The sequence below is a fragment of the Streptantibioticus cattleyicolor NRRL 8057 = DSM 46488 genome (genome assembly GCF_000240165.1).
In the GTDB taxonomy this organism is placed as follows: domain Bacteria; phylum Actinomycetota; class Actinomycetes; order Streptomycetales; family Streptomycetaceae; genus Streptantibioticus; species Streptantibioticus cattleyicolor.
The window spans coordinates 5,268,123-5,291,850 of the sequence record NC_017586.1 but is presented as its reverse complement, the minus strand read 5'-3'; the positions used below and the strand labels follow the sequence as shown (position 1 = coordinate 5,291,850).

Annotated in this window: 23 protein-coding genes; 12 read left to right on the top strand and 11 right to left on the bottom strand. The window is 74.2% G+C overall.

Going from position 1 to position 23,728, the window contains the following annotated elements:
* Positions 1–155: 155 nt before the first annotated feature.
* Positions 156–1,112, top strand: coding sequence for an LLM class F420-dependent oxidoreductase (locus tag SCATT_RS23175; protein ID WP_014145605.1), 957 nt, complete (start codon positions 156–158; stop codon positions 1,110–1,112).
* Between the two features lie 63 nt (positions 1,113–1,175).
* Here the strand turns inward: SCATT_RS23175 and SCATT_RS23170 are convergent, their stop codons facing one another.
* The 6 genes from SCATT_RS23170 to SCATT_RS23145 form a co-directional block, all read right to left on the bottom strand.
* Positions 1,176–3,050 carry a phospholipase C gene (locus tag SCATT_RS23170; RefSeq protein ID WP_014145604.1) on the bottom strand — a complete coding sequence of 625 codons (1,875 nt, stop codon included), beginning with the start codon at positions 3,048–3,050 and terminating at the stop codon, positions 1,176–1,178.
* 179 nt (positions 3,051–3,229) lie between these two features.
* On the bottom strand, positions 3,230–4,447 hold the full coding sequence (gene efeB, locus SCATT_RS23165) for an iron uptake transporter deferrochelatase/peroxidase subunit (protein ID WP_014145603.1): 1,218 nt from the start codon (positions 4,445–4,447) through the stop codon (positions 3,230–3,232).
* On the bottom strand, positions 4,444–5,664 hold the full coding sequence (locus tag SCATT_RS23160; protein ID WP_014145602.1) for an EfeM/EfeO family lipoprotein: 1,221 nt from the start codon (positions 5,662–5,664) through the stop codon (positions 4,444–4,446). The genes efeB and SCATT_RS23160 overlap by 4 nt, the downstream gene beginning before the upstream one ends.
* Positions 5,665–5,834: 170 nt before the next feature.
* On the bottom strand, positions 5,835–6,848 hold the full coding sequence (locus SCATT_RS23155) for an MBL fold metallo-hydrolase (protein ID WP_014145601.1): 1,014 nt from the start codon (positions 6,846–6,848) through the stop codon (positions 5,835–5,837).
* A gap of 51 nt (positions 6,849–6,899) precedes the next feature.
* Positions 6,900–8,084, bottom strand: a complete 1,185-nt coding sequence (locus tag SCATT_RS23150) for an aminotransferase class I/II-fold pyridoxal phosphate-dependent enzyme (RefSeq protein WP_014145600.1) — start codon at positions 8,082–8,084, stop codon at positions 6,900–6,902.
* Between the two features lie 45 nt (positions 8,085–8,129).
* A complete protein-coding gene (locus tag SCATT_RS23145; RefSeq protein ID WP_014145599.1) occupies positions 8,130–9,014 on the bottom strand; it encodes an RNA polymerase sigma factor SigF in 885 nt (294 codons plus the stop codon).
* Positions 9,015–9,478: 464 nt separating this feature from the next.
* Here SCATT_RS23145 and SCATT_RS23140 point away from each other — a divergent pair, with 464 nt between their 5' ends.
* From SCATT_RS23140 to SCATT_RS23120, 5 genes are read left to right on the top strand one after another with little or no spacing between them, the layout of a single operon-like run.
* Positions 9,479–11,284 carry a thiamine pyrophosphate-requiring protein gene (locus SCATT_RS23140; protein ID WP_014145598.1) on the top strand — a complete coding sequence of 602 codons (1,806 nt, stop codon included), beginning with the start codon at positions 9,479–9,481 and terminating at the stop codon, positions 11,282–11,284.
* 8 nt (positions 11,285–11,292) lie between these two features.
* Positions 11,293–11,814: a hypothetical protein gene (locus SCATT_RS23135; RefSeq protein WP_014628559.1), complete on the top strand. Its 522-nt coding sequence runs from the start codon at positions 11,293–11,295 to the stop codon at positions 11,812–11,814.
* Position 11,815: 1 nt separating this feature from the next.
* Positions 11,816–12,415: a gluconate 2-dehydrogenase subunit 3 family protein gene (locus SCATT_RS23130; protein ID WP_014145596.1), complete on the top strand. Its 600-nt coding sequence runs from the start codon at positions 11,816–11,818 to the stop codon at positions 12,413–12,415.
* On the top strand, positions 12,412–14,130 hold the full coding sequence (locus tag SCATT_RS23125; RefSeq protein WP_014145595.1) for a GMC family oxidoreductase: 1,719 nt from the start codon (positions 12,412–12,414) through the stop codon (positions 14,128–14,130). Before SCATT_RS23130 ends, SCATT_RS23125 begins: the two co-directional genes overlap by 4 nt.
* A 12-nt stretch (positions 14,131–14,142) precedes the next feature.
* The gene (locus SCATT_RS23120) at positions 14,143–15,303 is read left to right on the top strand and encodes an enolase C-terminal domain-like protein (RefSeq protein ID WP_014145594.1); all 1,161 of its coding nucleotides are present in this window, start codon (positions 14,143–14,145) and stop codon (positions 15,301–15,303) included.
* A gap of 70 nt (positions 15,304–15,373) precedes the next feature.
* Here the strand turns inward: SCATT_RS23120 and SCATT_RS23115 are convergent, their stop codons facing one another.
* The gene (locus SCATT_RS23115; protein WP_014145593.1) at positions 15,374–15,616 is read right to left on the bottom strand and encodes a DUF6158 family protein; all 243 of its coding nucleotides are present in this window, start codon (positions 15,614–15,616) and stop codon (positions 15,374–15,376) included.
* A gap of 88 nt (positions 15,617–15,704) precedes the next feature.
* Between SCATT_RS23115 and SCATT_RS23110 the strand changes: the two genes are divergently transcribed.
* Positions 15,705–16,835 (top strand): baeRF2 domain-containing protein, encoded by a 1,131-nt coding sequence (locus SCATT_RS23110; protein ID WP_014145592.1) that lies wholly within the window; start codon positions 15,705–15,707, stop codon positions 16,833–16,835.
* 13 nt (positions 16,836–16,848) lie between these two features.
* On the opposite strand, the gene SCATT_RS23105 is transcribed toward SCATT_RS23110, so the two are convergent.
* Positions 16,849–17,382, bottom strand: a complete 534-nt coding sequence (locus tag SCATT_RS23105; protein WP_014145591.1) for a GNAT family N-acetyltransferase — start codon at positions 17,380–17,382, stop codon at positions 16,849–16,851.
* A gap of 220 nt (positions 17,383–17,602) precedes the next feature.
* On the opposite strand from SCATT_RS23105, the gene SCATT_RS23100 reads away from it, so the two are divergent.
* From SCATT_RS23100 to SCATT_RS23080, 5 genes are all read left to right on the top strand, one after another.
* Positions 17,603–18,184 carry a hemerythrin domain-containing protein gene (locus SCATT_RS23100; protein ID WP_014145590.1) on the top strand — a complete coding sequence of 194 codons (582 nt, stop codon included), beginning with the start codon at positions 17,603–17,605 and terminating at the stop codon, positions 18,182–18,184.
* Between the two features lie 74 nt (positions 18,185–18,258).
* Positions 18,259–18,624: a DUF2795 domain-containing protein gene (locus tag SCATT_RS23095; RefSeq protein WP_014145589.1), complete on the top strand. Its 366-nt coding sequence runs from the start codon at positions 18,259–18,261 to the stop codon at positions 18,622–18,624.
* A gap of 69 nt (positions 18,625–18,693) precedes the next feature.
* Complete coding sequence (locus SCATT_RS23090) at positions 18,694–19,113, top strand: CBS domain-containing protein (protein ID WP_407696654.1); 420 nt, start codon at positions 18,694–18,696, stop codon at positions 19,111–19,113.
* Between the two features lie 42 nt (positions 19,114–19,155).
* Positions 19,156–19,557 (top strand): ChaB family protein, encoded by a 402-nt coding sequence (locus tag SCATT_RS23085; protein ID WP_014145587.1) that lies wholly within the window; start codon positions 19,156–19,158, stop codon positions 19,555–19,557.
* A gap of 121 nt (positions 19,558–19,678) precedes the next feature.
* Positions 19,679–21,157, top strand: a complete 1,479-nt coding sequence (locus tag SCATT_RS23080; RefSeq protein ID WP_014628558.1) for a phosphatase PAP2 family protein — start codon at positions 19,679–19,681, stop codon at positions 21,155–21,157.
* Position 21,158: 1 nt separating this feature from the next.
* Here SCATT_RS23080 and SCATT_RS23075 read toward each other — a convergent pair whose 3' ends face one another.
* The 3 genes from SCATT_RS23075 to SCATT_RS23065 form a co-directional block, all read right to left on the bottom strand.
* Positions 21,159–21,569, bottom strand: coding sequence for an SseB family protein (locus tag SCATT_RS23075; protein WP_014145585.1), 411 nt, complete (start codon positions 21,567–21,569; stop codon positions 21,159–21,161).
* 144 nt (positions 21,570–21,713) lie between these two features.
* Positions 21,714–22,649, bottom strand: coding sequence for an NADP-dependent oxidoreductase (locus SCATT_RS23070; RefSeq protein WP_173405655.1), 936 nt, complete (start codon positions 22,647–22,649; stop codon positions 21,714–21,716).
* A 64-nt stretch (positions 22,650–22,713) separates the two neighbouring features.
* The gene (locus SCATT_RS23065) at positions 22,714–23,508 is read right to left on the bottom strand and encodes an SGNH/GDSL hydrolase family protein (protein ID WP_014145583.1); all 795 of its coding nucleotides are present in this window, start codon (positions 23,506–23,508) and stop codon (positions 22,714–22,716) included.
* Positions 23,509–23,728: the final 220 nt, after the last annotated feature.

The window sequence follows — 23,728 nt, the reverse complement described above, 5'->3', positions numbered from 1 at the left end:
CGGCTGGCCGCAAAAGTTTGCGCGCGGGGCACCGCCGTCCGTGGTTCCTGCATCCCCCACCGGGAGGTTTTCCCCCGGGCCGGGCGGTAACCCGTGCCGGGATCTTCCGGGCACCGGCGCCCGGTCAGGCACCCGCGTAACCAGGAGGTCGGGCCATGACCGAGTACGGCTACTTTCTGTCGTGCGAGGAGTTCTCGCCGAAGGAGCTGGTCGAGCAGGCACGCATGGCGGAGCAGGCCGGGTTCAAGGCGCTGTGGATCTCCGACCACTACCACCCGTGGAACCGCGAGCAGGGCCAGGCCGCCTTCGTGTGGTCGGTGATCGGCGCCCTGTCGGAGGCCACCTCGCTGCCGGTGCAGACCGCGGTGACCTGTCCCACCATCCGGATGCATCCGGCGGTGACCGCGCAGGCCGCGGCGACCAGCGCGGTGATGCTCGGCGGCCGGTTCCGGCTCGGGGTGGGCAGCGGAGAGGCGCTCAACGAACACATCCTGGGCGACGCCTGGCCCCCGGCGCCGGTGCGGCTGGAGATGCTGGAGGAGGCCATCGCGGTGATGCGGGAGCTGTTCACCGGGCGCGAGGTGACCCATCACGGCAAGCACTACACGGTGGAGAACGCCCAGCTGTACACGGTGCCCGAGCATCCGGTGCCGATCGACGTCTCCGGCTTCGGCCCGACCGCCACCGAGATGGCCGGCCGGATCGGCGACGGTTACATCAGCATCTTCCCGGACGAGGAGGCGGTGACCCGGTTCCGCAAGAGCGGCGGCGGCAACAAGCCGGTGGCCGGCGGCACCAAGGTGTGCTGGGGGCCGGACAAGCGGGAGGCGGTCCGCACCGCGCACCGGCTGTGGGCCAACGAGCAGCTCCCCGGCGAGCTGGCCCAGGTGCTGCCCACCCCCCGCCACTTCGAGCAGGCGTCCACCCTGGTGACCGAGGAGCGGGTGGCGGAGAACGTCACCTGCGGCGACGACGTGGACGAGCACGTGGCCACGTTGCGGGCGTTCGCCGACGCCGGGTTCGACACCGTCTACGTCAACCAGATCGGCCACGACCACCGCGGCTTCTTCGACTTCTACCGCACCAAGGTGCTGCCGCGGCTGGCCGAGTAGGCCCGGGTACGCGTCAGGGGCACGTGGCCGTGGGCCACGTGCCCCTGACGTAGGTCCGACGGATCAGGCGGTACGGCGGCGGCGTACCGCGACCGCGACGCCCACGCCGGCGCCGGCCACCACGGCCGCGGCGGCACCGATGCCCACCGGCAGCGCCGGGAAGCCGGCGCCGGTCTCGGCGAGCTGGGCGGTGGCGGCGCCGTCGGCGACCGGGGCGTTGCCGGAGGTGTCACCCGAGGCACCCGGGTGGCCGTGCACCGGCGGGATCGGCCGCACCGAGGTCACCGAGCCGTCGGCGGCCAGCAGCACCTGCTTGTTGTTGGGGTGCCTGAAGTCGAACAGGGCGGCCAGCGAGGTGGCCCGGGTGTCGAAGGAGGCGTCACCGATGCGCCCGGTGTGCCAGTTGTCCTCGATGAACCGGGTGATGGACGCCTGCTCGGTACGGGTGTGGTCGACCTTGTTGACCTTGGCGAACGGCGAGATGACCAGCAGCGGCTGACGGGTGCCAGGGCCGCAGCGGTCGGCGTAGCCGCCGGCCGGGGCGGGACCGGCCTTGCAGCCGGGCGCGTCGGTGGCCTGGCCGTCGGAGCCGGTGGTGGCGTCCTTGGAGCCGTTGAGCGGCTTGGCGTAGACGTGGTCGTACCAGCCGTCGGAGTCGTCGTAGGCGACCACGACCGCGGTGTCCTTCCACTGCGGCGACTTCTGGAGCTGGTTGATCTCCTTGACCAGGAAGTGCTGCTCGTCGACGGGGTCGGAGTAGCCGGCGTGGCCGTCCTGGTACTCGCCCGCCTTCAGGAAGCTCACCGCGGGGAGCTTGCCCGCCTTGACCACGGCGTCGAAGTCGGACAGGTCGTAGTTGTGGTTGGCGCGTCCGCCGTGGCCGATCTCGCCCACCGAGGCGGGGGCCAGGTGGTGCGGGTTGGCGGTGGAGCGGTAGTAGGCGAACGGGTTGTGGTGGGGGCTGTAGTCCTCCACCGCGGCGCCGCCGACGTTGGTGTGGGTGGTGCCGCCGCACTTGGCGTAGGAACCCTGCTTGCCGTTCCAGGCGGTGCTGGGCCGGAAGCCGCCCTGGAACCAACCCCAGCTCACGCCTCGGGAGTTGAGCCGGTCACCGATGTTGGCGCCGGTCATCACGGCGAGCGCGTTGGCGCTGGCGTGGTCCTTGTCGGAGCAGTCGTCGAAGGCCGGGTCGGGGTCGTTGATCACGGTGCCCACGCCCTTGGCGTTCGGGGAGGCGACCGTGTACTTGTCCGGCTTGGCGGTCTGCTTGGGGTGTTCGGTGCCGGAGGCCGGGTCGACGGAGATGACACCGTGCGTCTGGCCGGAGACCAGCTCCAGCGCGCCCGGCGTCGAGGGGCCGTAGGCGGAGCCGAAGGACTGGTCGTTGAGGGTGTAGTGCTGGGCGTAGTTCCACAGCGCGGTGACGGTGTTGCCGTCGTAGTAGTCCATCACCAGGCCGGGCTCGCCGAACAGGTTGCCCGAGCACTTGCTGGTCTCGGTGTTCTGCACGAACTGGTCGGCCTTGCCGCCGTGGTACGCGTACTGCTCGGCGCTGTACTCGTGGTTCTGGTCGCAGGTCATCGCCTGCGCCGGGGTGAGGCGCTTGGGGGCGTACTGGTTGGGGTTGTGCTTGAGCAGCCCGGCGTTGGCCAGGTTGGCGGTGTCCTTCGGGGTGCCCGGGGCGGCCTTGAAGCGGGTGCCGTCGGTGTTGGCCGCCTTGGGGTAGGTGGCGAAGTAGTGGTCGAAGGAGATGTTCTCGTCGAAGATGACCACCAGGTGCTTCACCGGGGTGGCGGTGCGGCCGTGCGGTGTGCCGTGGTTGGCGGCGGCCACCGCCGGTACGGCGCTGCCGCCCGCCGCCAGTACGGCGGCACCGGCCAGCGCCGCCCACCGAACCGCCTGGCGCCGCACGCCCGGCGCCTTGCCTCTGCCGACCATGGCAGGACCTCCATTGCTCTGGTGAAGCCTCGTCACGAGCGGTGATGTTGCAGTGTCCGTACGGCCGTTCGGAAGCCCACGATGGCACGGGGGTGAACACCGGGTCAGGAGAGGGTACAGAACCCTTGACCACCTCTTGACCTTGTGTGGTCTCCGGTGCCGTGCCACGGGGTGTCGGATCACGCCAGCAGGGCGCGTCCCAGCCAGTCGTCCCCGTCCCGCACGCCGGGCAGCGCGTAGAAGTAGCCGCCGCCGAACGGCGAGACGTAGTCCACCAGCGGCTCCCCCGCCAGGCGCTTTTGCACCGCGGTGAACTGGCGGTCCAGGTCCTGCTGGTAGCAGCAGAAGACCAGGCCCATGTCGAGGTCGCCGGCCTTGTCCATGCCGCGGTCGTAGTTGTAGGCGCGGCGCAGGATGCGCTGGTCGGCGGTGGCCGGGGTGCGCGGGTTGGCCAGGCGTATGTGGCTGTCGAGCGGGATGACGTCGCCCTTGGGGTCGTCGGCGTAGCGGGGGGCGTCGGTCTCCCGGGTGCCGTCGAGCGGGGCGCCGGTGTCGCGGCGGCGGCCGAAGATGCGTTCCTGCTCGTTGATGCTGACGCGGTCCCAGAACTCCACCAGCATCCGGATGAGCCGGACCACCTGGTAGCTGCCGCCGGTGGCCCAGGACGGTTCGCCCTGGTGCGGGCCGACCCACACCAGCCGGTCCATCTCGCGGGGGTCGGCGGGGTCGGGGTTGGCGGTGCCGTCCATGAAGCCGAGGTGGTTGCGCGGGGTGCCGGAGGGGCGGGGCGGGGCGACGTATCCGTCGACGCGCCAGCGCACCTGGGCCGCGCCCCGGGTGTGCCGGGCGATGTCGCGCAGGGCGTGCAGCACGGTGTCCGGGTTGTCGGCGCACAGGTGCAGGCTGAGGTCGCCGTGGCACCACGCGGCGTCGAGGTCGTCGTCGGGGAAGGTGTCCATCGGGCGCAGCCGGCGCGGCCGGCGGGCGGCCAGCCCGAAGCGGTCGTCGAAGAGCGAGGCGCCGGCGCCCACGGTGACGGTGAGCCGGTCGGCGGGGAGCACCGGGCCCAGGGTGCCGGAGTCGGCGGGCGGCGCGGTGATCCCCAGGGAGGGCGGGGTACCGCCGGCGGTCAGGGAGCGGGCCCGGTCGGTGAGGGTGCGCAGCAGGTCGCGCAGGGCGGCGCGGTCGTCGGCGGTGACGTCGAGGGCGGCGAACACCGAGTGGCGTTGTGCCGGGGTGGTGATGCCGGCCTGGTGGACGCCGTGGAAGGGGACGCCGGACGGGGCCGGGGCCGCGGCGGCGCCGGGCTCCCCGCGGACCAGGCCGGCGGCGGTCGCCGTGCCCAGCCCCGCGGCGGCGGCTCCGCGCAGGAACCAGCGGCGGCCGTGGGCGGTCATGAGGTCCTCCGTACGTCGAAGAGGGCGGCGATGTCGGCGAGGCGTTCCACGGCCTGGCCGAGGTCGGCGTGGAGGCGTTCGCGCTGCGCGGTGGTGAGGTCGTCCACCGGGGTGGGCCGGCCGCCGGTCAGGTGGCTGTCGAGGGTGTGCTGGAGCCGGTCGAGGAGGGCGTCGAGCCGGGGCAGCGCCGGGTAGCGGGTGGTCAGCAGCGGGCGCAGGTAGCCCAGGACGGTGCGGGTGCCGTCGAGGTTGGCGCGGGCGGTGGCCAGGTTGCTGCCGCTGCCGTAGTCGGTGCGGCCGGTGATCTCGAAGCGCTCGGTGTTCTCCAGGATCTCGTGGGCGCGCAGGCCGAGTTGGGCCGGGTCCAGCCGGGCCTGGGACCAGCCGTCGCGCAGTGTGTCCACGTCGGTGGCGAGCCGGTCGGCCACCGGGCGCAGCCGGTCGGCCGACTCGCCGTGCCACAGCCCCTGTTCGAGGCGGTGGAAGCCGGTGAAGCCGGGGTCGTCGGCGCCCTTGGGCAGGCCCGCGGTGGTGCCGTTGATCGCCTTGTCGGCGTCGCCGAAGGTGCCGTAGGCGGCGCCGAGGCGTTCGTAGACCAGGTGGGCCGGGAGCCAGGCGGTGCGGGCGGCGTCGAGGTCGCCGCGGTCGACGTCCGATCGCAGCGTGGCCACCGCGTCGGCCAGGTCGCCGAGGCGGGCGCCGATCCACTTCTGGTAGGCGATGGCCGGCGGGATCAGGTCGTGCTGGGTGACCGGGACGGCGGCGGGGCCGGAGACGGCGTGGCCGGGGACGCGGACGGTTGGGCCGATGACCGCGTCGCCGTCGTCGGGCAGGCACTTGAAGGCGAAGGCGCCGCTGCCCAGGGTGACCTGCAACGGCCGGGTGGTGCCCGGTGCGAGCCCTTCCACCTCGCCGAGCACGGCTCCGGTGGCCGGGTCGTACAGGTCGACCTCGGCGGGCCCGGCGGAGTCGTTGCGTACGTCGAAGACCTGCTGCCCGGGGTGCGGGCGGCTCCATCCGGTGCCGCAACTGCCCGCGGTGACGCGGATCGCGGTGTGCGGCAGTCCGTCGGCGGCCGGGGCGGCGGTGGTGGTCCGGGCGGGTACGGGGGCGTGGCCGGCCGTGGCGCACACGATGAGGACGGCCCCGCCGGCCGCCACGATCCCCCCGGCGACCAGCGGACCTGTGCGGCTGCGCGGGGCGGGCAGGCGGATCACTCGGCGGCTCCTGGCGGTGTGCGGGCGAAGCGTCGGCCGGTGCCCGGGTGCGCCGGGTGGCCGTCGGCGCTCAGCTTAGGCAGCCGTGGGCGGGCCGTACGCCCCCGTGCACCGGATGGAACCCTAAGTTCCGCAAGGGTTCACCGTTCGTGCACGTCGGGCGGGGCGGGTCACGGGCCGGTGAGCACCCGGGAGCCGCCCACCGGCAGGTCCCACAGGTCGGTACGGGGCCGTCCGGTGGCCTGCCAGGCGGCGCGGACCCGGGCCAGCGGTTCCAGCGGGGGCTCGCCGGCGAGCAGGAAGGTGGCCCAGTGCATCGGGGCCATCGCCCGGGCGCCCACGTCCAGGCAGGCCCGTACCGCCTCCTCGGGGTCGGTGTGCACGGTGCGCAGCAGGTTGCGCGGGGCGTAGGCGCCGATCGGCAGCAGCGCGACGTCGATCCCCGGGTGGCGGCGGCCGATCTCGGTGAACCAGTGGCCGTAGCCGGTGTCCCCGGCGAAGTAGACCCGGTGGCCGTCGGGTCCGGTGAGCACCCAGCCGCCCCACAGGGTGCGGCAGGTGTCGGTCAGGGTGCGCTTGCTCCAGTGGTGGGCGGGGACGAAGTCGAAGGAGACGCCGCCGAGTTGGGCCGACTCCCACCAGTCGAGTTCGGTGACGCAGGTGAAGCCCCGGCGGCGGCACCAGCGGGCCAGCCCGGCCGGGACGAACAGGGCGGTGCGCGGCGGCAGTCTGCGCAGCGTGGGCAGGTCGAGGTGGTCGTAGTGGTTGTGGCTGATGACCACGGCGTCCACGGCGGGCAGGTCGCGCCAGGGCACGCCGGGCGGGGTGAGCCGGGGCGGGGTGGCGAGGATGCGGCGCGACCAGACCGGGTCGGTGAGCACGGTGAGGCCGCCGAGGCGGATCACCCAGCTGGCGTGGCCCACCCAGGTGATGGCGACGGTGCCGGTGCCGACCGCGGGCAGCGGGGCGGGGTCGTACGGCAGGGCGGCGACCTGGGCGGGGTCGGCGCGCGGCCGGAAGACCGGCCGGCCGGCCTGGGCCAGCTCCAGGAAACCGGGGAGCGGGCCGGTGAGGCGGCCGGCGAAGGATCTCGGCCACTGGCGCCGCTCCCCCAGGGGCCGGGGCCGGTTCCGTGCCGTGGTGTATCCGCCCTGCTCGGTCCGGGGGTCGGCCTGATCGGTCATCACGGCTCCAATCGTCCGGGGCGGATGTGGGGGCGCCCCGACGACCGTAAATCACCCTGTCGTCAGTTCGGCGAAGGCTGCGCGGAGCCGGGTCAACGCCTCGGCGACATGCGGGAGCCGCGGCGGGTCGGCGGCGGCCAGCGCGGCGGCGCGTTCGCCGTCCGTACCGCCGTACAGCGCGGGGACGTCCAGCCGGACCCGCAGTCCGGCCGGGTCGTCGCCGAAGTGGTGGCCGCCGTGCGCACCGGGCAGCCGGGTCTCCAGGGCGGCGGCGCCGGTGACGCCGCGCGGCGCGAGGGCCGGGCGCAGCGCGCCGAGGTCGGGGTAGAGGTGGAAGCCGGCCCCGGGCGGCGGGCAGAGCGCCCCGGCTTCGGTGACCACGCGGTGCGCGGCGCGGGCCACCGTGGCGTGCAGCCGGGCCGCGGCGGCGGTGTGCTCCCGTACCGTGGCCGGTTCCGCCAGGGCGTAGCGGGCGGCTTCGGCGACCGGGGCGGCCGGGTGGGCGCGCTGCGCGGCGAGCGCCGCGCGGACCGGCTCGGCCAGGGCGGCGGCCGGCCCTTCGAGCGGGAAACGCAGCACGGCGGCGGGCCAGCCGGGCGGCAGCAGCGCGCCCGCGAGGTCGGTGAGGACCAGGGTGCGGCCGTGCAGCGCCTCGGCGGGGCTGAGCAGCACGGTGTGCGGGTCGTGCGGCAGGTCGCGGTAGGTCTCGTCGGAGACCGCGAGCAGTCCGGCGTCGGTGACCGCCTCGCACACCTCGCGCACCAGTTCGGGCGGGACGACGGTGCCGGTGGGGTCGTCGGCGACGGTGAGCATCACCAGCCGGGGCCGGCCGCCCTCGGCGCGGGCCCGGCGCACCGTCTCCAGCAGCGCCACCGGGTCGGGGACGCCGCCGCATTCGGCCGGGGCGGACACCGGGTGGACCCGGCGGCCCAGCAGCGCGGCCGGCCCGGGGTACCAGGCGGGGTGCGGGCGGGCCACCACCAGGTCGCCGCCGGCCACCGCGAGCAGCGCCAGCAGCAGCGGGCCGGGCCCGGGGGCGAGCAGCACCCGTTCCGGGGTGGTGGGCAGTCCGCGCCGCTCCCAGTAGCCGGCCGCCGCCTCACGTACCAGGCGGGCGCCGCCGACCGGCACCGCCCGGGCCCGCCCCGCGGCGCCGGCCAGCCGTTCGGCGAGCCACGGCGGGACCGGCAGCCCGGGATCGGTGGGGGCGGCCGGGGTGCCAGGGGTCCACCGCATCGGCCACCTCCGGTGGTGCCGGGCCCGGCACGGGCGCGGGGCCTCTCACTCGGCCAGGATCTCGGCGCGCAGCCGGGCGCAGGTTCGGTTGATCAGCCGGGAGACGTGCATTTGCGAGATGCCCATGATGCGGGCTATCTGGCTTTGCGTCATGTCGTCGAAGAACCGCAGGTACAAGATGGTGCGTTCGCGTTCGGGTAGTTGCCGCAGCCGGGGTTTGACCGATTCCCGGTCGACCACGGCGTCCATGCCGGGGTCGGGCAGGCCGAGGGTGTCGACCAGCGTGTAGCCGTCGGAGCCGGGCAGTTCGGCGTCGAGCGACATGGTGGAGAAGCTGTCGATCGCCTCCAGGCCGAGGAGCACCTCCTCCTCGCTGAGCCCGGCGTGTTCGGCGATCTCGGCGACGGTGGGGCCGCGTCCGTCGATGGACTGGGTCAGGTCGTTGCGGGCGGTACGGACCCGGTTGCGCAGTTCCTGCACCCGGCGGGGTACGTGCAGCCCCCACAGGTGGTCGCGGAAGTGGCGTTTGACCTCACCGACCACGGTGGGCACCGCGAAGCTGGCGAACGCGGTGCCGCGTTCCGGGTCGTACCGGTCGACGGCCTTGACCAGGCCGAGCGCGGCCACCTGCTTGAGGTCCTCGACGGCCTCGCCGCGGTTGCGGAACCGGGTGGCGAGGCGTTCGGCCATGGGTATCCACGCCGCCACCACCTCCTTGCGCAGCCGGTCCCGTTCCGGGCCGTCCGGCAGGGTGGCTATCCGGCGGAAGGCGTCGGTGGTGTCGGGGGCGTCGTCGTGCGGGTGGGAGGTGCGCCGGGCGCGGTGCGGCCGGGCGGGGTGACGGGCGGCGGTGGCGGTGGCTGTGGCGGCTGCCGGGCGCTTGCGGGTCCTGGCGGGGCCGGCCGGGTGGGAATCGGGGGTACGACGCATGGTGACCTCGGCTCCTGGCTGGGTGGAGTCTCGATGCCGCGCGGGTTGGGTTGTGTTGTGACCGCTGGGCCACCGTTCGGCGGGGGGACCGGCCCTCCTGGAGCCGTTCTCCCGCGCCTGCCCTGCGTCCGGATCCGGGCGCCCGGACCGGTGTGCCCTCGCGCGGCCGGAGCAGGCGTGACCTGCCCCGACGGGCGTGCCTCCGGTCCGAAGCACGGAGGTTCGCGTGCCCGGGCCCAAGGCCCCCAAACATTCCGCTTTACGGATGCGTTGGTCCTGTGCCCGGCCCGGCCGGGCACCGGTCTGCGTGGTGCGCCGGGCGGTACTCCTTCGCTCGGGTGGCCGGTGCGGCCCGGCGTGCGTTGCCTTCTCTCCGACAGTAAGCCCAACAGGTTTCCGCCGCCGGTCGGCGGATACCCGCGAGCGTGGATCCGGGCCCCGTCCACCGTGCGAAGGAGCCGCTGATGAGTACCAAGGTGTCCGACTACGTCCTCGCCCGGCTGCGGGAGTGGGGCATCACCCATGTGTTCGCCTATCCGGGTGATGGCATCAACGGGCTGCTGGCCGCGTGGGCCCGGGCCGGTGACGATCCGCGGTTCATCCAGGCGCGGCACGAGGAGATGGCGGCGTTCGAGGCGGTGGGGTACGCCAAGTTCACCGGCAAGGTCGCGGTCTGCGCGGCGACCTCGGGGCCGGGGGCGATCCACCTGCTCAACGGGTTGTACGACGCCAAGCTCGACCACGTCCCGGTGGTGGCGATCGTCGGGCAGACCAACCGCAGCGCGATGGGCGGCTCGTACCAGCAGGAGGTCGACCTGCACACGCTCTACAAGGACGTGGCCGCCGAGTTCGTGGAGACCGTCAACGTCCCCGAGCAGCTGCCCAACGTGCTGGACCGGGCGATCCGCACCGCGTACTCCCGGCGCTGCCCGACCGCGGTGATCATCCCGGCGGACGTGCAGGAGCTGGAGTACTCCCCGCCCACCCACGCCTTCAAGATGGTGCCGTCCAGCATGGGCCTGTCCGGCTGGTCGCCGCTGCCGGACGCGGACGCGGTGGACCGGGCCGCCGAGGTGCTCAACGCCGGCGAGAAGGTGGCGATCCTGGTGGGCCAGGGCGCCGCCGGGGCCCGCGCGGAGGTGGAGCAGGCGGCCGACATCCTGGGCGCCGGGGTGGCCAAGGCGCTGCTCGGCAAGGACGTGCTCAGCGACGAACTCCCGTACGTCACCGGCCCGGTGGGGCTGCTGGGCTCCCGTCCCTCCTACGAGCTGATGCGGGACTGCGACACGCTGCTGACCATCGGGTCGAGCTTCCCGTACGCGCAGTTCATGCCGGACTACGGCAGCGCGCGCGGGGTGCAGATCGACCTCGATCCGCACATGGTGGGGATGCGCTACCCGTACGAGGTCAACCTGGTCGGCGACGCGCGAGCCACGCTGCTGCGGCTGCTGCCCAAGCTGGAGCGGAAGACGGACCGCGGCTGGCAGGAGGGCGTGATCGCGGGCGTGGAGAAGTGGCACGGGGTGATGGCGCGGCGGGCCGAGCAGTCGGCCGACCCGATCAACCCCGAACTGGTCGCCCACGCCCTCGATCCGCTGCTGCCCGAGGACGCCGTGCTCACCTGCGACTCCGGTTCGGTGGCCAACTGGTACGCGCGCCATGTGCGGATGCGCGGCCGGATGCGCGGTTCGCTGTCGGGGACGCTGGCGACCATGGGCAGCGGGGTGCCGTACGCGATCGGGGCGAAGTTCGCCCATCCGGACCGGCCGGCGATCGCGCTGGTCGGGGACGGCGCGATGCAGATGAACGGGATGGCGGAGCTGATCACCGTCGCCAAGTACCGCGGCGAGTGGAGCGATCCGCGGCTGATCGTGGCGGTGTGGAACAACCAGGACCTCAACCAGGTGACCTGGGAGATGCGGTCGATGAGCGGTTCGCCGCAGTTCCTGCCGTCGCAGTCGATCCCGGACGTGCACTACGCGGCCTTCGCCGAGTCGCTGGGGCTGACCGGGATCCGGGTGGAGAAGCCCGAGGGCGTGGTCTCCGCCTGGCAGCACGCGCTCGACGCCGACGGGCCGGTGGTGCTGGAGTTCCTCACCGATCCGGCGGTGCCGCCGATCCCGCCGCACGCCACCTGGGACCAGATGGAGGCCACCGCCGCCGCCATCCTCAAGGGCGACGCCGACCGGGGCGACATGGTCAAGCAGGGGCTGAAGGCGAAGGTCCAGGAGTTCCTGCCGGGCCGCAAAAAGGCGGGTGAGCAGGGTTGAGGGCGGCGGTGAGTAGCCGGGCCGCGTCCGCCGCGCGGCTGCCGGGGCTGGCGGCCCGGCTGGTCCGCTCCCCCGGCGCCACGCGGACGAAGGCACGGGCCGCGCGGTTCGCGCTGCGGGCCGCCGAGGACGTGCGCCACGGGCGGCTGGAGCGGTCGTTGGCGCTGCTGACCGCGGCCGGGTCGGCGATCACGGCGGCGGAGATCTACCTGGAGCACGACCGGGCCGGGTTCGGCAACCGCGTGATGTGGTGGCCGGTGCTGCTCGGTCCGGTGGGGGTGGCGGCCGGGGTGGCGGCGTTCCGCAGCGAGCGGGCGGCGCACACCGCGTTGCCGCTGGCGTCGGCGGCGATCGCGGCCAATGGTCTGCAGGGCACCTATCTGCATGTGCGGGGCATCGCGCAGAAGCCCGGCGGCTGGCGGATGGCCCGCTACAACGTGGAGATGGGGCCGCCGCTGTTCGCGCCGCTGCTGATGTCCATGGTCGGCGGGATGGGGCTGCTCGCCTCGGTGCTGCGGCGGGAGCGCTGAGATGGCCGACGACATCCCGCGGCGCCGACGGCGCCCCGCGCGCGGCGGCTCGGTGGTGGACCAGGCCGACCACTGGGACCGGGTGACCGCCGGGGTGGTGCTGGCCCGGCTCGGCCCCCAGCCGGACGCCCGGTTCTTCACCCCGCCCGAGGTGGCGGTGGCCCGCCCGCTCGCCGGCCACCTGCTGGACCTGCCCGACGACTGCCCGGTGCCGGTGCTGGAACTGGTCGACCAGCGGCTCGCCGAGGGCCAGATCGACGGCTGGCGGTACCGGGACATGCCCGAGGACGGCGACGCCTGGCGGCGTTCGCTGGCCGGGCTCGACGAGGACGCGCGCCTGCGCCACGAGGGCACCGGCTTCGCCGCGATCGGCTACGGCGACCAGCACCGGCTGCTGACCCACGTCAAGGAGCTGGGCTCCCACGAGTGGTACGGCATGCCGGCGAGCCATGTGTGGTCGCTGTGGACGCGTTACCTGTGCGCGGCCTACTACGCGCATCCGCACGCCTGGGACGAGATCGGCTTCGGCGGCCCCGCCTATCCGCGCGGCTATCTGCGGCTGGGCCTGGGGGCACGCGAGCCGTGGGAGGAGCCGCGGTGAAGCAGGGACGGACCCGCGGGACCGGGTGGCTGCGCCCGGCCGTCGACACGCTGCGCGAGACCGCCCGGTCGCAGGCGGACGTCCGGGAGCGCAACGCCTCGGCGTGGCTGCTGCCCGACGACGACCGGCGGTTCGACCGGCGGCTGCTGGAGTCGATGCGGCGGTTCGACCCGGACGACGAGGTCGACATCGTGGTGATCGGCTGCGGGGCGGGCGGCGCCACCGTCACCCAGCGGCTGGCGCACGCCGGGTGGCGGGTGGTCTGTCTGGAGGCCGGGCCGTTCTGGGACATCGAGCACGACTGGGTCAGCGACGAGGCCGGCTCGCACCATCTGTACTGGAACGAGCCTCGGGTGATCAGCGGCGCCAACCCGGTACCGCTGGGGGCCAACAACTCCGGCCGCGGCGTGGGCGGTTCGATGGTGCACTTCGCCGGGTTCGCGCCGCGTTTCCACCCCTCCGACTTCCGCACCCGCAGCCAGGACGGGGTGGGCGCCGACTGGCCCATCGCCTACGAGGACCTGGCGCCGTACTACGTGCGGCTGGAGCGCGAGCTGCCGGTGGCCGGGCAGTACTGGCCGTGGGGCGACCCGCACCCGTACCCGTACGCGCCGCACCCGGTGAGCGGCAACGGGGAGATCATGCTGCGCGGTTGCGCGGAGCTGGGCATCGAGGCCCGGGTGGGTCCGGTGGCCATCACCAACGGGCGGTTCGGCAACCGGCCGCACTGCATCTACCGCGGCTTCTGCCTCCAGGGCTGCAAGGTCAACGCCAAGGCGTCGCCGCTGATCACCCACGTCCCCGACGCGCTGGCGCACGGCGCCGAGATCCGGGCGCACTCCATGGTGACCGCGATCGAGACCGACGCGCAGGGCCGCTACGCCACCGGGGTGCGCTACATCGACCACGGCCGGGAGTACGTCCAGCGGGCCCGGATGGTCGCGGTGGCCGGATACTCCATCGAGACCCCGCGGCTGCTGCTGAACTCGGCCAACTCCCGCTTCCCCGACGGTCTTTGCAACGACCACGACCAGGTGGGCCGGTACGTGATGGTGCAGGGGGCGCCGCAGACCGCCGGGCGGTTCGAGGAGACGGTGCGCATGTACAAGGCGCCGCCGCCGGAGACCTCCACCGAGGCGTTCTACGAGACCGATCCGGCCAAGCCGTACCGGCGCGGCTTCTCCGTGCAGACCATCTCGCCGCTGCCGATCACCTGGGCCGAGCACGTCGCCGCGCAGGGCCACTGGGGCGACGACCTGCGCCGCTACATGGCCGACTACACGCACTGGGCCACCCTCGGCGCGCTCTGCGAGTTCCTGCCGCAGGCGGACAACCGGGTCACGCTCGCCGACCAGACCGACCGCCACGGGCTGCCGGTCGCCGAGTTCTCGCACAGCCACTGCGACAACGACGACCAGTTGATGGCCGCCGCCACCCGGGTGATGGAGGACATCCTGCGGGCCGCCGGGGCGTCGGAGGTGATGACCATCGAGCGCTACGCCCATCTGGTCGGCGGCTGCCGGATGTCGGCCCGCCCCGAGGACGGGGTGGTCGACCCCTGGCTGCGCACCCACGCCGTGCCCAACCTGTACATCACCGACGGCAGCGTGCTGCCGACCCAGGGCAGCGCCAACCCGGCGCTGACCATCATGGCGCTCGCCGACCGCGCCGCGCAGCGGCTGATCGAAGGCGCCCGGCGCGGCGTGCGGGCGTAGGGAGGACCCAGGATGCGAGGCACGGACGGAGGCGGCGGGGCCGGGCGGGTGCGGCGGGTCGACGGGCGGCTGTGGCCGGAGCCGGACGGCGGGCCGGTGGTCGAGCGGCTGGAGGCGTCGGCGTACGCGGTGCCCACCGACTCCCCCGCCGGGGACACCACCAGCGTGGTGCTGGTGCGGGCGTACAGCGGCGAGGTGAGCGGGCTGGGCTGGACGTACGCGCCGGGCACCACGAGCGCGGTGGTGCACGAGCTGCTGGCCGGCGAGGTGATCGGGCGCGGGGCGCTGGAGGTGCCGGCGGCGCACGAGGCGATGTGCCGCGCGGTGCGCGACGCCGGGCGCCCGGGGCTGGTCGCGTGCGCCCTGTCGGCGGTGGACCTGGCGTTGTGGGACCTGAAGGCACGGCTGCTGGGGCTGCCGCTGGCCACGCTGCTGGGGTCGGCGGTGGCCGAGGTCCCGGTGTACGGCAGCGGGGGGTTCACCACGTATCCGGACGTGCGGCTGGCGACCCAGCTGGAGGGGTGGGTGCGCGGCCACGGCATCGGGCGGGTGAAGATCCAGATCGGTCAGGACCGGGGCGGCGATCCGGCACGGGACCTGGCCCGGGCCCGGCACGCCCGGGAGATGATCGGCTCCGGCGCCGAGTTGTTCGTGGACGCGGGCGGCGCCTACGCGCGCAAGCAGGCGGTACGGGTCGGCCGGGTGCTCGCCGACTACGGGGTGAGCTGGTTCGAGGAGCCGGTACCCGCCGACGACCTGGCCGGGCTGCGGGTGGTGCGCGACGCCCTCGACTGCGACGTGGCGGCCGGTGAGTACGGCTACGACCTGCCGTACTTCGCCCGGCTGACGCAGGCCGGCGCGGTCGACTGCCTCCAGGTGGACGTGACCCGGTGCGGTGGCGTGACCGAGTGGCTGCGCGCGGCGGCGCTGGCCCGGGCGCACTGCCTGGACGTCTCCGGCCACCGCGCCCCGCACGCCCACGCCCACGTGGCCGCCGCCGTGCCCAACGCCCGGCATCTGGAGTGGTTCCACGACCACGTGCGCGTCGAGTCGCTCTTCTTCGACGGGGTGCTCGACCCCACCGGCGGGACGGTCACCCCGGGCGCCTCCGGTGAACCGGGGCTGGGGCTGACGCTGAAGGAGGCGGACGTGGCGCGGTACCGGGTGGTGTGAGACGCGGCGAGCCCCGGCCGGCGCGCCCTCGGAGGCGCCGGCCGGGGCTCGGGCGTTCCATCCGGGGCCGTTACTCCTCGGTGGCCCGGGCGCGGGCGCCGGCCCGGGTGCGGCCGGCCGCGGGGACCCGCGCGGGGTGCCGGCGCAGATACTCGGCCTCCAGTTCCCGCATGCGCGCGGTGTGCGTGGCCAGCGCCTCCGCCGAACCGTGCAGCAGCGTCTCGTGCCGCGTCCGGTGGATCGCCTCCAGCTCCCGCAGCAGCACCCGGTCGTCCAGCCGCTCGGCGGGCACACCGCTGTCGTGCTCGGCCATGGTCGCTCCTTCTCCGCGTCATCCGTGTCGCCGCCGCAACGTCGGGTACCCGCGCCGTGGTCATCCATACGGCGATCAGGAGGCAACGATGGAGCTGGATTTCGCCGCCCCGCTGCTGGACCGTCCCGGCCCGTGGGCCACGGTCTGCGTCGCCACCGGACGGCCCGCCGAGGACACCGCCGCCCGACGGGAGCTGGCGGCCCGCGCGGCCCGCGACGAGCTGGAGGCGCACGGCGCGGACCGGGAGACCCGGGAGGCGGTCCACCGGGCGCTGACCACCCCGGCGCCGGGCGGCTCACCCGCCGGGCGCGTGGTGTACGCCACCGCCGGCCAGGTGGTGCTGGACGTACCGCTGGCGCGGGCGCCGGCCACCGATCTGGTGGACTTCTCGGCGCTGCCCCGGCTGACCCCGCTGGTGGAGCTGGCGGCCCGGGAGCCGACCTGCCTGCTGGCCCGGGTGGACCGCACCGGCGCCGACTTCTGGTTGCGTTCCGGCACCGGCGCCCACGCGGCGGGTGAGGTGTCCGGCGAGCGGTGGCCGGTGCACCGCACGGCGAGCGCCGACTGGTCCGAGCACCACTTCGACCGGTCGGTGGAGGAGACCTGGGAACGCAACGCCACCGTGGTCGCCGAGGAGTTGAGCCGGCTGTGGCGGCGGTGCGGTGCCGATGTCGTGGTGCTCGCCGGCGATCCGCGCATCCGGCACGAGGTGCGGATGCGGCTCCCGGGACCGGTGCGGGCGGTGACCACCGAGTCCGAGCACGGCTCCCGCGCGGCCGGCTCCGGCGACCGCGGCCGGCTCGACCACGACGTGGACCGGGTGCGCCACGACCGGGTGCGCGAACACACCCTGGACGTGCTGGAGCGCTACCGCGCCGAACGGGCCAAGGCCACCGGCGCCGGACCGGCCGCGGCGGCCGAGGGGGTCCCCGCGCTCGTCGAGGCGGCCCGGGAACACCGCATCGCGGCGCTGCTGATCGACCCCGACGGCTCCGACGTGGCCCGTGAGGTGTGGGTGGGCACCGACCCCGACCAGGTCTCCGACCGCCGTACCGACAGCGCGTACCTGGGCGCGGTCCGGCCCGCCCCGGCCCGGGCCGACGACGCGCTGCTGCGTTCGGCCGCCGCCACCGGGGCGGAGGTGCTGCGGGTGGACGGGGCCGAGGCGCCGGCCGGCGGGCTGGGCGCGCTGCTGCGCTGGGCCGAGCCGGCGCGGTAGGCGGGCCGGCGGGTCACCCCCGCTCCAGCATCTCCGCGGTGATCGCCCAGCGTTCGTGGTCGCGCCAGGCGCCGTCGATGAAGAGGAAGTCGGGCGAGTACCCCTCGCGGCGCATGCCGAGCCGTCGCACCAGCGCGAGTGAACGGTCGTTGTCCGGCTGGATGTTGACCTCCAGCCGGTGCAGCCCCAACTGCTCGAAGGCGTACCGCACCACCAGCGCGACGCCCTCGGTGACCAGTCCCCGGCCGGGCAGGAAGCCGCCGTACCCCAGGGCGCCGCAGCGGAAGGCGCCGTGCACGATGTTGTTGATGGTCACGTAGCCGGCGAGTTCACCGGTGTCGGCGAGGCAGATGGCGAACCCGTCCCGGACCGGTTCCTGGAGCCGGGCGTAGTAGGTGTCGAACTCCTCGTCGGTGGTGGGCGGGAACAGCCACGGGCGGTGCTGTTCGGCGTTCTGCCTGGCCAGCCGGGTGAACTCGGCGCGGTCGGTGCGGGCGAGGCGGCGGATGGCGACGCGTTCGCCGCGGGCGAGGAAGTCAGCGGTCACCCGGTGATCGTAATGCCGGGCATGAGGTGGGCGCGGGCCGTGAGGACCCGCGCCCACTTTCCCTCATTCCCACTCCGATCAGCCCATCGGATGCCGCCCGGGTCCCCGTCCACCGCCGGCCCAAACCCGCGCCGGGCGACCGGATGTGTCGTGGTGTCGCCGCCGCCGGTACGGGTACCCGCCGCACCCGAGACGTTACGAACCGGGAGGAAGGACGACGATGACGGAGCACCCCACCGTCGGAGAGCAGCCGGAGAGCAATGACGTGGTGCTGCTGCTGAAGTCGCAGCACGAGGAGGTCCGCCGCCTGATGGACGAGGTGCTGGCCCGCACCGGCAAGGAGCGCGCGGCGGCGTTCGGCCGGCTGGTCCACCTGCTGGCGGTGCACGAGACCGCCGAGGAGGAAGTGGTCCACCCCTACGCCCGGCGCGCGGTGGCCGGCGGCGACCAGGTGGTCTCCGCCCGGCTGAAGGAGGAGGCGGCGGCCAAGCACACGCTGAGCGCGCTGGAGGACGCCGACCCGGACTCGCCGGACTTCGTCACCAGGTTCACCGCCTTCAAGGACGACGTGCTGGCGCACGCGGAGGCGGAGGAGACCTACGAGTTCCCCCGGCTGCGGGAGGCCGGCGACCCGGCCCGGTTGCAGGCGATGGCCAAGGCGGTACGGGCGGCGGAGACGGTGGCGCCCACCCATCCGCATCCGGGTACCGAGTCGGCGGCGAAGAACATGCTGGTCGGCCCGGTGGCGGCGGTGATGGACCGCACCCGGGACGCGGTGCGCAAGGTGATGGGCACGAGCTGACCGGTGGCAGGAATGCCTGGCGCGGGCCGGGAAAGGCGCAAGGCAGCGAATACCGCAAGCCGGGAGGAAACACCATGCAGCGAGGCAGCGACCGGCTCAGCGTCCACAAGGACGACGTGATGAAGCACGAGTTGCAGGGGCTGATCCGCTCCGGCCGCCCGACCCGGGTGGAGGAGTGGCACGACCCGGAGCCGGGGGCGGACGACGACCCGGCGGTGACCACCGGGCCGGTTTCGGCGGGGGCACCGGACCTGGAGTCGCTCCGCTTCGAGCTCGCCCGTCATCTGGGCCGCAAGGCGTTCCCCGCCAAGCGCCGCACGCTGCTGCGCGACCTGGAGAGCGCGCACGCCCCGGACGCCCTCACCGAGCTGGTGAGCGGGCTGCCGCCGGAGACCACGTACCAGAACGTGCAGCAGGTCACCCAGGCGCTGCGTCGCTGAACACGCGGCGTGCGATGCAGCAACGACCCGACGACGACGAACGGATGACCCGAGGAGGTCATGACCGACATGGCAACGCTGGTGAAGGACGTGATGACCGGTGGTGTGACCGCCGTGCGCCCGCAGGCTTCCCTGGTGGAGGTTGCCCGGCTCATGCGCGAGCAGGACATCGGCGACGTGGTGGTGGCCGGTGACGACACGGTGCTGGGGGTGGTCACCGACCGGGACATCACCGTCCGGGCGGTCGCGGACGGGGTGGACCCGAGCGGGCTGAGCGCCGGTTCGGTCTGCACCCCCGACCCGGTGGTCATCGGCCCCAGGGACTCGGCCGAGCAGGCGGCGCGGCTGATGCGGGAGCACGCGGTGCGTCGGCTGCCGGTGGTCGAGGACGGCCGGCCGGTGGGCATGGTCAGCCTGGGTGACCTCGCCCGCGAGCAGGAGCCCGGCTCCGCGCTGGCCGACATCAGCGCCGCCGACCCCGACCGCTGACGGCCCGGCGCCGGCGGTCCCGCGAACCTGGAGGTGACAGCGATGCCGGGACGGGAAGAACTACCGGACACCATCCGCCGTTCGGAGAGCAAGGCACAGCGGACCTGGATCAAGGCCCATGACTCGGCCGTGCGCGAGTACGGCGAGGGCGAGCGCGCCCACCGGGTGGCCTACGGTGCGCTGAAGCACACCTACGAGAAGGTCGGCGACCACTGGGAGCGCAAGGAGGGCGGCCGTAAGGGGCCGTCCGACGAGCGGTCCCGCCGTCCGCGCGGCAGCGGGGGCGAGTCGGCCCAGGGCGTCGACACCGGGGCGAGCAAGGAGCATCTGTACGACGTGGCCAAGCGCCTGGGCGTGGAGGGCCGCTCGCGGATGTCCAAGTCCGAGCTGGTCGACGCCATCCGCAAGGCCAACGACCGTTCCACGGAGCGGGCCCGCCGCTGAGGCCCCCCGTTCACGGTGCCGCCGCACGACACTCGTCCGTGCGGCGGCATCGATGTGCTGACACGACATCACCTGACGCTCCGTCAGGAATGCTGCGACGACCGGCGGGTAGACGCGGCGCATGGGACACCGAATCGGCGCCTGGGACCGCGCGCTCTTCCTTCAGGTGGCGACCCGCCGGTGGCCGGGGGCGGAGCCGGTGCTCCCTCGGCTGAGCCGGGCCGCCGACCACGGGGTGCTGTGGCTGGCGGGGGCCGGCGCGCTCGCCGTGGCCGGCGGACGGCGCGGGCGGCGCGCGGCGTTGCGCGGGGTGGGATCGCTGGCGCTGGCGTCGCTGGTGGTCAACACCGTGGGCAAGCGCAGTGTGCGGCGGGCGCGGCCGGTGCTGGACGAGGTGCCGGTGCTGCGCCGGCTGGCCCGGCAGCCGTTCACCACGTCGTTCCCGTCCGGGCACGCGGCCTCCGCGGCGGCCTTCGCCACCGGGGTGGCCCTCCAGGCGTCGCGCTGGGCGCCGGTGGTGATCCCCGTCGCCGCGTCCGTGGCCTTCTCCCGGATCTACACCGGGGTGCACTACCCCAGTGACGTGCTGGCCGGGGCGGCGGTGGGCACCGCCGCGGCGCTGCTGCTGCGCGCGGTGGTGCCGGTCGCCGCCCCGGCCGAGGAGCGGGCGGCCTCGCCGGGGCACCCGGCGCCGGCCGCGCCCGCGCTGCCGGACGGCGAGGGGCTGACCGTGGTGGTCAACAGCGCCTCGGGCACCCCGTCGCTGCTGGCCCCGGCGGCCGTCCGCCTCGCCGAGCTGCTGCCGCGGGCCGAGGTCGTCGAGGCCACCGAGGACGACGACCTGCGCGAACTGCTGGAGAAGGCGTCCCGGCAGGCGGCGGAACGCGGCGGCGCGCTGGGCGTGCACGGCGGCGACGGCACCGTGAACACCGCGGCCGGGATCGCCGCCCGGCACCACGTCCCGCTGGCCGTCTTCCCCGGCGGCACCCGCAACCACCTCGCCCTCGACCTGGGCACGGAGACCGCGGAGGAGACCGCTCGGGCGGTGCGGGAGGGCTCGGCCACCGCGATGGACCTGGCCTGGTTCAGCGGCCCGGACGGACGGCACGTCCCGTTCGTCAACACCTTCAGCCTGGGTGCCTACCCGGAGCTGGTGCGGATCAGGGAGCGCTGGTCGCGGCGGCTGGGGAGCTGGCCGGCGAGCGTGCTGGCGGCGGTGCACGTGCTGCGTACGGCGCGTCCGCTGCCGGTGGTGGTGGGCGGACGGCAGCGCCGGGTGTGGCTGCTCTTCGTCGGCAACTGCGCGTACCGGCGGGGCGCCGGGCTGGTACCGTCGCGCCGCGCCGACCTCGCCGACGGGCTGCTGGACGTGCGAGTGGTGGACGGCGGCCGGTTCGCCCGTACCCGGCTGCTGGCGGCGGCGCTGACCGGGGGGCTGGCGCGGACGCCGGTGTACTCGGCCCGCAGGCTGCGCAGCCTGCGGGTGGGCGGCCTGGCGGCGGGCACCCACCTCGCGTACGACGGCGAGGTGGCGCCCGCGCCGGCCGAGCTGACCATCCGGAAGGCCGCGGGGGCCGTGGTGGTCTACCGTCCGGCGTAGTTCAGCCGCCCTCGGTGAGCGTGGCCAGCGCCCGCACCCCCTGGCCCTGGACGGTCAGCGTGTCGGGCGAACCGGCGTCGATGGAGAGCGCGAGGTCGTCGGCGGGCCAGCCGCGGCCGAGCACGGCCAGCGGGACCGTGCGGTAGCTGTGCACCTGCGGCAGGGCGAGCGCCATCCGCTCCTCGGAGGTGAACACCGGCACCAGGCGTACCCCGTCGCTCTGCTCGAAGACCGGCAGGGTGATCTCCTGCGGTTCCGAGCCGTTGGGGCTGGGCACGTTGTCCGGCACCGGCAGCAGCACGTCGCTGGCGGCCAGGGTGCCGAGGGCGACGACGTCCTCCCGGTCGGCGGCGAGCTGGTGGAGCGCGTTCTGCACGACGCTGGGGTCGCCGCCGGGGATGTGGTCGGTCATGAGGTCTCCTCCTCGGGTCAGGGGTCACCGTGGCCGGCGCCCGCCGGCCACTGGTGGGGCCGCGTACCCGAGGAGGCGGCGGCCATGCGCGGCGGACCGTAAAGTCTCGCCGCGCATGGCCGCCGTCCCGGTGACCCCGCAGGGTCAGGACACGGTGAGCACGATCTTGCCGCGTACGTGGCCGGAGGCGCTCAGTTCCCAGGCCTCGGCGGTCCGCTCCAGCGGCACGGCGCGTTCGATGGGCACCGTGAGCTTGCCCTGGTCGGCCAGGTCGCCGAGGGCGGCCAGATCGGTGGCGTCCGGGCGCACCCACAGGTAGCGTCCGCCCGCCGCGGTGACGCCGGCGCCGTCCACCACGGAGACCAGCCGGGCGGCGCTGCCGGGGGCGAGGACGGCGCGGGAGACGGCCACCGCGTCGCCGCCGACGAAGTCGACCGCGGCGTCCACCCCGTCCGGGGCGAGCGCGCGGATCCGGTCGGTGAGGCCGTCGCCGTAGGTCACCGGTTCGGCCCCGAGGGAGCGCAGGAAGTCGTGGTTGCGTTCGCCCGCGGTGCCGATCACCCGGGCGCCGGCGGCCACCGCGATCTGCACCGCGAAGGTGCCGACCCCTCCGGCGGCGGCGTGCACCAGCACGGTCTCGCCCTTGCCGGGGGCGCCCGCCTCGCGCAGCGACTGGTAGGCGGTGAGCCCGGCGAGCGGGAGCGCGGCGGCCTGCCGCCAGTCGAGCGAGGCGGGCTTGCGGGCCAGCGTGCGCACCGGGGCCGCGGCCAGTTCGGCGTAGGTGCCGTGCTGGACGTAGTCCTGGCGCACGTAGCCGAAGACCTCGTCGCCGGGGGCGAACTCGGTGACGCCGGGGCCGGTGGCGACCACCTCCCCGGCCAGGTCCCAGCCGGGGGTGAACGGGAAGTACACGTTGAGCATCGCGTCGAGGTGGCCGGCGCCGATCTTCCAGTCCACCGGGTTGACCCCGGCCGCCCGGGTGCGTACCAGCACCGTGTCCGGCCCGACCTTGGGCTCCGGCACGTCGGCGAGCTCCAGGTGGTCCGGGCCGCCGTAGGAATGCATGACGATTGCCTTCATATCCAGCCCAACCGGGCCCCGGAAGTGATCATTCCCCTCCGGGGCCCGCCGTTCGGGTGAACCGTCAGACACCCGCCTCGAAGGCCGGCAGGTAGGCCCCCGACTGGCCGCTCGCGGTCGGGTGGTACGAGTCGGAGACCGGCCAGCTCAGCGAGTGCAGCCACGCGCTGGAGTCGCACAGCTCGTGGCCGGAGAAGCCGCCGCGCACATCGGTGAAGGTGAAGCCGGACTGGCGGGAGACGGCGTCGGAGATCACCCCGTCGAGCACGTCGGCGGCGTCGTCGAGCGCGGTGCGCTTGGTGTTGTCGAGCCCCACGCAGCCGCTGGAGTTGGCCAGGTCGTAGAACTCGGGGTAGCCGACCACCACCACGTGGGCGCCCGGGGCGGCGGAGCGGATGTCGCCGTAGAGGGTGTCGAGGATGCCGGGGAGCTGGTTGCGCGCCTTGTCCTCGGCGGAGTTGATGGCGTTCAGGCAGGTGCTGTCGGAGTAGAGCACGCAGTCGGTCATGACGGTGGAGAAGCCCACGTCGTTGCCGCCGTCGGTGAGACTGACCAGCGTGGTCGCGGAGTTGAGGGCGCCGAGCTGGTTGTTCTCGATGTCGGGGGCGGTGGCGCCGGTGCACGCCTGGAAGCTGAACGAGTCGAGCGCGTGCGACTGGCTGTACAGGTAGGGGTAGGCCGCCGTACTGCGGTCGCAGGAGTCGAGGTAGTCGCTGGTGGAGCCGACGCCTGCGGAGTAGGAGTCGCCCAGCGCCACGTAGTTCTGGCCGGCGGCGGAGGCGGCCGGGGCGGCCCCGAGCCCGAAGGCGAGTGCGGCGGCGGCGGAGACGAACGCGGCGAGCAGGGATGGTCTGCGCACGGGAGGTCCTCCACGGGGTGTGCGGAAGAGTGGGGGGTCGGCGTACTCGCGGGTAGCCACGAGTGCTACGCAGAGGTAAGCGCACCCCACGGCGGCGCAGAAGCCTCCGGACGCGACTATTGCCCGTCGGCGGCGATTGTTCACTTGTCATGCACGCGCCTATTCATTCCGTCCACCTGACGGCCATGCGACGTGTACAACCGGAAGCGGTCACTCCCGG